Source organism: Flavobacterium sp. (assembly GCF_043779715.1).
Classification (GTDB): Bacteria; Bacteroidota; Bacteroidia; order Flavobacteriales; family Flavobacteriaceae; genus Flavobacterium.
The window spans coordinates 1-8,290 of record NZ_JAYWDT010000107.1 but is presented as its reverse complement, the minus strand read 5'-3'; the positions used below and the strand labels follow the sequence as shown (position 1 = coordinate 8,290).

General features: G+C 30.4%; 10 protein-coding genes. 7 read left to right on the top strand and 3 right to left on the bottom strand.

Annotation, left to right across the window (positions count from 1 at the left end; translation table 11 throughout):
- From ACH2BG_RS05585 to kdsB, 5 genes are all read left to right on the top strand, one after another.
- A partial coding sequence (locus ACH2BG_RS05585) for an ATP-binding domain-containing protein (RefSeq protein WP_395046732.1) occupies positions 1 to 684 on the top strand: 684 nt, incomplete at its 5' end.
- A gap of 83 nt (positions 685 to 767) precedes the next feature.
- Complete coding sequence (ygiD, locus tag ACH2BG_RS05580; RefSeq protein ID WP_395046731.1) at positions 768 to 1,598, top strand: 4,5-DOPA dioxygenase extradiol; 831 nt, start codon at positions 768 to 770, stop codon at positions 1,596 to 1,598.
- A 109-nt stretch (positions 1,599 to 1,707) separates the two neighbouring features.
- Complete coding sequence (locus ACH2BG_RS05575) at positions 1,708 to 2,208, top strand: hypothetical protein (protein ID WP_395046730.1); 501 nt, start codon at positions 1,708 to 1,710, stop codon at positions 2,206 to 2,208.
- Between the two features lie 98 nt (positions 2,209 to 2,306).
- The gene (locus tag ACH2BG_RS05570; RefSeq protein WP_395046729.1) at positions 2,307 to 3,311 is read left to right on the top strand and encodes a virulence RhuM family protein; all 1,005 of its coding nucleotides are present in this window, start codon (positions 2,307 to 2,309) and stop codon (positions 3,309 to 3,311) included.
- Positions 3,311 to 4,036: a 3-deoxy-manno-octulosonate cytidylyltransferase gene (gene kdsB, locus ACH2BG_RS05565; RefSeq protein WP_395046728.1), complete on the top strand. Its 726-nt coding sequence runs from the start codon at positions 3,311 to 3,313 to the stop codon at positions 4,034 to 4,036. The genes ACH2BG_RS05570 and kdsB overlap by 1 nt, the downstream gene beginning before the upstream one ends.
- On the opposite strand, the gene ACH2BG_RS05560 is transcribed toward kdsB, so the two are convergent.
- On the bottom strand, positions 4,037 to 4,747 hold the full coding sequence (locus ACH2BG_RS05560; RefSeq protein WP_395046727.1) for a potassium channel family protein: 711 nt from the start codon (positions 4,745 to 4,747) through the stop codon (positions 4,037 to 4,039).
- Positions 4,748 to 4,848: 101 nt separating this feature from the next.
- Positions 4,849 to 5,514, bottom strand: a complete 666-nt coding sequence (locus tag ACH2BG_RS05555; RefSeq protein WP_395046726.1) for a spermidine synthase — start codon at positions 5,512 to 5,514, stop codon at positions 4,849 to 4,851.
- Between the two features lie 61 nt (positions 5,515 to 5,575).
- Here ACH2BG_RS05555 and ACH2BG_RS05550 point away from each other — a divergent pair, with 61 nt between their 5' ends.
- Positions 5,576 to 6,130 carry a 1-acyl-sn-glycerol-3-phosphate acyltransferase gene (locus ACH2BG_RS05550; RefSeq protein ID WP_395046725.1) on the top strand — a complete coding sequence of 185 codons (555 nt, stop codon included), beginning with the start codon at positions 5,576 to 5,578 and terminating at the stop codon, positions 6,128 to 6,130.
- Positions 6,131 to 6,235: 105 nt separating this feature from the next.
- Here ACH2BG_RS05550 and ACH2BG_RS05545 read toward each other — a convergent pair whose 3' ends face one another.
- A complete protein-coding gene (locus tag ACH2BG_RS05545; protein WP_395046724.1) occupies positions 6,236 to 6,715 on the bottom strand; it encodes a helix-turn-helix domain-containing protein in 480 nt (159 codons plus the stop codon).
- A 310-nt stretch (positions 6,716 to 7,025) separates the two neighbouring features.
- On the opposite strand from ACH2BG_RS05545, the gene ACH2BG_RS05540 reads away from it, so the two are divergent.
- On the top strand, positions 7,026 to 8,180 hold the full coding sequence (locus tag ACH2BG_RS05540; protein ID WP_395046723.1) for a M14 metallopeptidase family protein: 1,155 nt from the start codon (positions 7,026 to 7,028) through the stop codon (positions 8,178 to 8,180).
- Positions 8,181 to 8,290 lie beyond the last annotated feature (110 nt).

The following is an 8,290-nucleotide window of genomic DNA, read 5'->3' as shown; positions in this document are numbered from 1 at the left end:
GGGTACGATATACAAGATGCCATCAATTCTGCCTACAGTAATTATAGTATAGAAGACACCGCTTTTATTGTTCGTTCCAATAAAAGAGCGAATCAATACAATGAGCAAATTAGAACTAAAATCCTTGATAAAGAAAGTGAACTTTCTACAGGCGATTTCCTGATGGTGGTAAAAAACAATTATTTTTGGTTGAAAGATTCTGATGAAGCCGGTTTTATTGCCAATGGTGATATTATCGAAATATTAGAAATTTTCAATATCAAGGAATTGTACGGTTTTAAGTTTGCCAAAGTCAAAATTCGGATGATTGATTACCCCAATCAGATTCCGTTTGAAACAGTATTATTAATGGATACCATTAAAAGTGAATCCCCATCGTTGACATACGAAGAATCCAACCGATTGTATCAGGAAGTGTTGAAAGATTACGAAGGAGAAACCAAATTCAAACAATTCCAAAAAGTAAAAGCCAATGAATATTTTAATGGCTTACAAGTAAAATTTTCTTATGCAATAACGTGTCACAAGTCCCAAGGCGGACAATGGAATACCGTTTTTATAGAACAACCGTATTTGCCTGATGGCATCAATAGAGATTATATTCGCTGGTTATACACTGCAATGACTAGAGCCAAAAATAAATTATATTTAATAGGATTTAAAGATGAGAATTTTGTGGAATAATTTTAAAAATAACCGAAAATTCGCAAATTTTTCAATTTAATTTTAAAGTATATAATTTGCGAATTTTCGGTAAAAAAATAGCTATGAACACATTAAACGACTTGCATAAAATCTCAGGTTCTTTCTCAAATACCGAGAAAATGCCTGTTTTGTTTCTAGGACACGGTAGCCCGATGAATGCCATCGAGGAAAATCAGTTTGTGACTGGTTTTCGAAACTTGGCTAAAACTTTACCGCAACCAAATGCCATTTTGTGTATTTCTGCGCATTGGTTTACCAAAGGGACAAAGGTAACTGCAATGGAAATGCTAAGAACAATTCACGACTTTGGAGGTTTTCCGCAAGAGTTGTTCGACGTGCAATATCCGGCAAAAGGAAGTCCAGAATTAGCTATAGAAACCAAACAATTGTTAACATCAGTAGAAGTAGAGTTAGATGAACATTGGGGTTTGGATCACGGTGCTTGGAGTGTCATCAAACATTTATACCCCGAAGCAAATGTTCCCGTTATTCAGTTGAGTATTGATTATACAAAATCAGGGCAATACCATTTTGAGTTGGCTCAAAAATTAAGTGTATTACGTACCAAAGGAATCTTGATTGTAGGCAGCGGCAATATCGTGCATAATTTAGGATTGGTCGATTTTCAAAATTTTGATAAAGATAATTATGGTTACGATTGCGCAATTGAAGCCAGATCAACAATAAATGATTATTTATTGGACGGGAATTTCCAACCATTGATTGATTTTGAAAAACAAAGCAGGGCTTTTCAATTAGCCATTCCCACACCAGAACATTATTTACCTTTAATTTATACTTTGGGATTAAAAGGAAAATCCGAAGAACTCAGTTTGTTTAATGATAAGTTATTGGCGGGTTCTTTGAGTATGACTTCGGTGAAGATTATGTAGATTAGTGTTGTAGGATAAAAGTTGTATTTAAGAAAGAAGAATAAATTTTTCAGTTCTTTATATCTTAAGATGTGATAATCATGAGTCAGTTTACTTTAATAAAATAAAAATGAAGAAAATAATTTGTTTATTGTTTCTAATTTCTTTGAAAATATCTTACTGTCAAAATATTAAACCAAGTGATATAGAAATTAACATTTTAAAAATCGATAAATTAAAACTGCAAAACAAATTAAAAATTTTAGATATTGATGATATAAAAACTTGTGGCGGAAATTTAATTGGATATTATTATAATAATAAATTAGTTCTTCTAATTTCGCAAAATGGTGGAGAAACAGGTTTAATAATAAACAAATATTATGTTGAGAACAACAAAATAATAAAAATAGAGAATTTGGAGGATTTCCGATTTATAAATAATATTTCAAAAATTCACACACTTATGAAAAAAAATATTATAGAGAAAAAAGAGTTTTACTTTACCCCAAAAATAGTTATTAAAAAGAATTTTAAGAAAGAAAAAATACTTACTTATTCTGATAAGCAAATAATTAATTGTGGAAAAAATATGATTGAATTACTTAATGAAAGAAAGGACACAAATTGATATTAGTTTAGTAGTTTTATGCTTTAGTTTGGAAATATAAAAAGTAAAAAATGAAAATAATGGCAGTAATCCCCGCCACATTTCCCTGATAAACATCTATGAAACAATTACCCTTTAATAATCCAGATTTTATCCTTTACACCTCTGCTGATGGAGAAGTTCGGGTCGATGTTTTTGTAAATGACGAAACCGTTTGGTTGACTCAAAAAGCAATTGCAAACCTTTTTGGTGTGGATCGGACAGTAATTACAAAACATCTCAAAAATATTTTCGATAGTGCTGAATTAGAAGAGAGTTCAGTATGTGCAAAAATTGCACATACTGCCGAAGATGGTAAATCATATCAAACAAAATTTTATAATCTAGATGTTATTATTTCCGTTGGATATCGAGTAAACTCAAGGCAAGCCACCCAATTTAGAATTTGGGCAACCAAAACTTTAAAGGAATTTATCATAAAAGGATTTGTTTTAGATGATAAGCGATTAAAGCAAGGAGGTCAAATTTTTGGGAAGGATTATTTTGAAGAATTATTAGAAAGAATCAGGGAAATCCGAGCCTCGGAAAGACGATTCTATCAAAAAATAACAGATATCTTCTCACAGTGCAGTATGGATTATGATGTGAAATCAGAATTGACAGTCAATTTTTACAAAACCGTACAAAATAAATTGCATTGGGCAATTACAGGGAATACTGCTGCAGAAATAATTGATAAAAGAGCCGATGTTGCAAAACCAAATATGGGTTTAACAACTTGGAAAAATTCTCCAGACGGAAAAATTTTAAAGTCGGATACTGAAATTGCGAAAAACTATTTATCTGAGAAAGAAATTCGAGAATTGAACAGATTAGTCGAATTGTATTTGAACTTTGCGGAACTTCAAGCTGAAAGAAAAATTCCAACAAAAATGAAAGAATGGGTTGAAATTTTAGATTCATTTTTAAAATTAAACCGATATGAATTACTAAATAATTCAGGTAGTATATCACATAATCAGGCAATGTCTAAAGCTGAGACCGAATACCAAAAATTCAGAATTATACAAGATCAAAAATTTATTTCAGATTTTGATAAAGAAATTAAAAATATAAAAAAGTAATGAAAATAATAGCAGTCATTCCCGCCCGTTACGCTTCGACACGATTTCCCGCTAAACTCATGCAGGATTTAGGAGGCAAAACGATAATTTTAAGAACTTATGAAGCCGCCATAAAAACTAAATTATTTGATGATGTTTTTGTGGTAACAGATTCGGATTTAATTTTTGATGAAATTGTTTCTCATGGCGGAAAAGCCATCAAAAGCATAAAAGAACACGAATCAGGAAGTGATCGAATTGCAGAAGCAGTCGAAAATTTAGACGTTGACATTGTAATCAATGTACAAGGTGACGAACCTTTTATTGATGCCGAACCTTTGGCAAAAGTCATTGAAGTTTTTAGAAACGATTTGGATAAAAAGGTAGATTTGGCTTCCTTGATGCGTGAAATCACTAATGAAGAAGATATCACTAATCCGAATAATGTAAAAGTCGTGGTGGATCAAAACGGATTTGCATTGTACTTTTCACGTTCAGTAATTCCGTATCCAAGAGAGAAAAATGCGGGCGTTCGCTACATGCAACACATCGGGATTTATGCTTTTAGAAAACAAGCCTTACTGGATTTTTACAGTTTACCAATGCGATCTTTGGAAGCATCCGAAAAATTAGAGCAACTGCGTTATCTGGAATTTGGTAAACGAATCAAAATGGTCGAAACGACTCATGTTGGAATTGGAATTGACACCCCAGAAGATTTAGAAAAAGCCAGAAAAATGCTGTAATTATTCCAGATTATCGTGATCAAAATACCCTTTTGTTTTTACTTTGGTGGAAAAGAAATTTAAGAAGAGTACAATAAAAAACAGAAATAATAATGCTTGTGTAGTTACCAAGAATTTCCCGATGGTCGTAATGGGATAATAATCTCCATAACCAATAGAAGAGGAAGTTACGATACTGAAATAAACCGCATCAAACCAATGAGAGAAAGGTCTGTTTAAGTAACGATCAATAGAATAAAATACAGCATAAGCGAATGCAATTTCTAAATAATTAAAGAAAAGTAACAACATTGATCTCTTGTACGAACGTGGTTTTGAAAATAAATCTGAAGCGAAAATTAATGTTGGAATATAAAAAACGGTTTCCAAAAATAGATAAACAAGAATCCAAATAATCCATTGATAACTATGCCAGTGATTTACTAAAATCAATATAGGAAAAACTACTTTTAGTAAAACATAGAAATCCAAAGCTAAATCTTGGTATTCGACTCCTTTTTTGCTGGCCCAATATTTAATGTATATTCCTGGGAAAAGTAATTGAGATGAAGCCAGTAACAACCGAACGATTTTTTCAATTCCATTATCTTCCTGATGATCGTTATTCCAAATGGACTGAATATTCTGAATCCGTTTTTGAATGGGGTTAAATTTAGGTTGAAAACCCTTTGATGTTTTCCCAAGAAGCAATTTTTTTAAAATTTTTTTCATCCCAACAGAGTTTTAAATAACTAGGTAAGTGTACAAAATAATTGTTTAGCTTTAAGACTATTGGATTGTAAATTTTAAGAAAGACAATTTACAGTTTATATTTAATTTAATTTTTCGATTACAATCAACTCATTATGAATTTCAACTCTAGGAATGGTTTTTATTTGAAATTCATTTTTGAAAAATTCGGCGACGTATTTTTTATTTCTTAAATTTTGAATGTCATTTAATAGCATTGTATTGAAAAGAATAAAACCGCGACTTTTTAAAAGAGAGCAAACCCTGTTGATGAAAAAAGTTTCAAATAAAAAATTTGGCATTGTCGTATCTAGAAAAATATCAATAATGATTAAATCGTATTTGGCTTTAGTTTTTAAAACAAATTCGAAAGCATCATCAATTACAATTTCAAGATTTTTTACTTCATCCAATTTAAAATAGGTGTTAGCTATTTTAATTATTTCGGGATCAATTTCAACTCCGGTAATTTTACCTTTGTATTTTATTTCATCCACCAATGTTTTAATGACGCTTCCGCCCGCGACACCCAAAACAAGAATTTGTTTCATGAGAACTATTTTTTCATAGCCAATGTTTTTTAATCCTAATCTTAAAATACGCTGTAAGCTGCCGTATGAATAATTTGCATTTTCAGAATCTAAAACTAATTCGCCATTTGTCCAGGTCACTTCAATTGATTTACTCAATGAAGATTTTGTTTCATAAATTTTTATCGGAAGGAGATAACTGAATATTTTTTTAATCATTGGTAGCGGTTTTACTCAAAAATAAGATTTAAATTATTTATTTTGTGCTAAATAATAAAGAATGAAGAAACAATTTTACAAATGGATATTTTTCAGGCTTATGGGCTGGAAAATAGTTGGGACAATTGATGCCGATATTAAAAAATGTGTAATGATGGTGATGCCGCATACGAGCAACCATGATTTTTACTTGGGAATTTTTACCAGAGGCATTACCGGATTAGAGATGAATTGGGTAGGTAAAAAGGAATTGTTTCGTTTTCCTTTCGGATTTTATTTTAGATATATGGGTGGAGAACCATTGGATCGTTCAGGAGGTTTGAATAAAGTAGATTCTATCGCTGCTATTTTTCAAAGGAAAGAAATTTTTCGTTTGGCTGTTGCTCCAGAGGGAACTCGTAAAAAAGTTACGGAATTAAGATCAGGTTTTTATTATATAGCTTTAAAAGCAAATGTGCCTATAGTTCCTGTTGCTTTTGATTTTGGAAAAAAAGAAGTTAATTTAGGAAATCCAGTTTTTCCATCAGGAGCTATTGAAAGTGATATGGTATTGTTAAAAAAACATTTTATAGGAGTACAAGGTAAAATTCCAGAAAAAGGGTATTTAATAAATTAAAAGTAAAAATTCCAACAAGTGTAATTTCATTTTAATTTTAAATAATGAAGCAAATTTGAATATTTTTTGAATCGAACAAATTTTAAAACTTGAATTTGATTTTTTTTATTCATTGGGAACATAACTTCTAAAAGTCCCATTTTTGTAAAAAACAACAATTTTGTCAATACCATCATCATTCTGATTTTTGGTGCTGCTATAATTTTCTATTTTTTTTGTCTCTAATTGAGGAATAGAGGTGGCCATTGTTTTTTCAGAAAATAAATTTTCAGGAATTATTTCTGAGGCGAGAGGTGAAATATTATTTTGTTCTATAAAAGGATTTTCAATTTTTTCAGATTTTTCAAACGATACTGTATTTTTTGGAAAACTTCCCTTTCCATTCAAAATCCAGTACAAATCTACATCTGGAAAAACGTTTAGAATTTTAAGAATAAAATCCAAGCTTGGTTTGTTTCTTCCAGAAAGGAGGTGAGACAAACTGGAACGTTGTACCCCAATTTTATCTGCGAAAGAAGAAGCATTCAAGCTATAATAATCCAGAATAATTTCCAACCTTTTTATAAAATCCTCTGTGTTTACCATTGTAAATTATTATTAAAAATAAACTATTTACAAATGTAACTAAAAAGAACTGAAATACCAAAATCACAACTGTAAATAGATTTATGAGGTATAAAAATTGGAACTTATACATCAAATAGAAATATATAAGTAATTGATAATATATTAATTGCCTGTTAAATATTTAAAAAGTAAAAATTGTTTTCTAAACAGATGGAGAGAGCTATCGCAACAGCCTAAACAGTGTTTACATTTATAAAATTATACATTCTTTTATTGTTTACAAATGTGAATATAAAGATGTTTACTTTTGTAAATCAAATAAAGTAGTATGAATTTAGAAGAATTATTTCAGCAGTATAAGGAACATTCAATACATGGACGATACATTATTTTGGAATCAATCGTACCGATTTTGGAAAAATTAAATACGGCGAATCAACTCCAAGTTATTGGGCAATCGGTTCTAGGGAAAACCATTTATTCCTATCAGATTGGGAAAGGAAAAATTAAAATATTTCTTTGGTCACAAATGCACGGTAATGAAGGTACTACTACAAAAGCCTTGTTTGATTTTTTAAATGTCTTGAATAGTGGCTCAGAAAGCGAACATAAATTTCTTGATACATTTACCTTTTATTGTATCCCAATGCTAAATCCTGATGGCGCAGCTTTGTACACTAGAGAAAATGCTAACAAAGTTGATTTGAATCGCGATTCACAAACACTTACACAGCCAGAAAGTAAGCTTTTGCGAGCTATTTTTGAAGAGTTTAAACCCGATTATTGTTTTAACCTTCACGATAAGCGCACTATTTTTGGCGTAAGCAACACAGGAAAACCTGCAACGCTATCTTTTTTAGCACCTTCATACAATGAAAATCGTGAAATTAACGCCACTAGATTAAAAGCCATTAATCTTATTGCTGGTGTAAATGAAATACTTCAGGAGTATTTGCCAAATCAAATAGGACGTTTTGACGATTCCTTTAATCTCAATTGCATTGGTGATACTATGCAGTATTTAGGAGTACCAACCATTCTCATAGAAGCAGGTCACTTTTCTTGCGATTATGAAAGAGAGGAAACGAGAAAGTATGTTTTCATGGCTTTGATTTCTAGTTTTAATGTGCTGAGCGAAAACGATATAGTTAGCAACGGAATTAATAAATACATGAATATTCCTCAAAATAAAGTCGTTTTTTATGATTTTATCTATAAAAACATCAAAATAAATTATGATGGTATTGAAATAATCACGAATTTTGCATTTCAGTATAAAGAGGAGTTAATTGATAATCAGATTTGTTTTAATGCCTACATCTCGCAAATAGGAAATTTGGAAAGGTATTTCGGTCATTTTGAGTACGATGCTAAAGAAGCCGTTTATAAAGATGATTTTAATAATATTCCTAAATTAAATCAAAAAGCAGATTTTTATTTAGATAATAACATAAAAATTGTTAACGGAATGATAAATATTTAATATTTATCTCATTTTGTTGTTTTTATGTATATTTTTATACTTTGTTAAAGTAAATAATAATGATAATTAAAGAGTTATGAGTAAATTTCGTTTAGATGAAGTAGATCACC

Bases quoted from the DNA above. Each gene is read 5' to 3' on its own strand.
- ACH2BG_RS05550 (WP_395046725.1), top strand. From the start codon at position 5,576: ATGAAGAAACAATTTTACAAATGGATATTTTTCAGGCTTATGGGCTGG.
- ACH2BG_RS05575 (WP_395046730.1), top strand. From the start codon at position 1,708: ATGAAGAAAATAATTTGTTTATTGTTTCTAATTTCTTTGAAAATATCT.
- ACH2BG_RS05555 (WP_395046726.1), bottom strand. From the start codon at position 5,514: ATGATTAAAAAAATATTCAGTTATCTCCTTCCGATAAAAATTTATGAA.
- ygiD (WP_395046731.1), top strand. From the start codon at position 768: ATGAACACATTAAACGACTTGCATAAAATCTCAGGTTCTTTCTCAAAT.
- ACH2BG_RS05540 (WP_395046723.1), top strand. From the start codon at position 7,026: ATGAATTTAGAAGAATTATTTCAGCAGTATAAGGAACATTCAATACAT.
- kdsB (WP_395046728.1), top strand. From the start codon at position 3,311: ATGAAAATAATAGCAGTCATTCCCGCCCGTTACGCTTCGACACGATTT.
- ACH2BG_RS05545 (WP_395046724.1), bottom strand. From the start codon at position 6,715: ATGGTAAACACAGAGGATTTTATAAAAAGGTTGGAAATTATTCTGGAT.
- ACH2BG_RS05560 (WP_395046727.1), bottom strand. From the start codon at position 4,747: ATGAAAAAAATTTTAAAAAAATTGCTTCTTGGGAAAACATCAAAGGGT.
- ACH2BG_RS05570 (WP_395046729.1), top strand. From the start codon at position 2,307: ATGAAACAATTACCCTTTAATAATCCAGATTTTATCCTTTACACCTCT.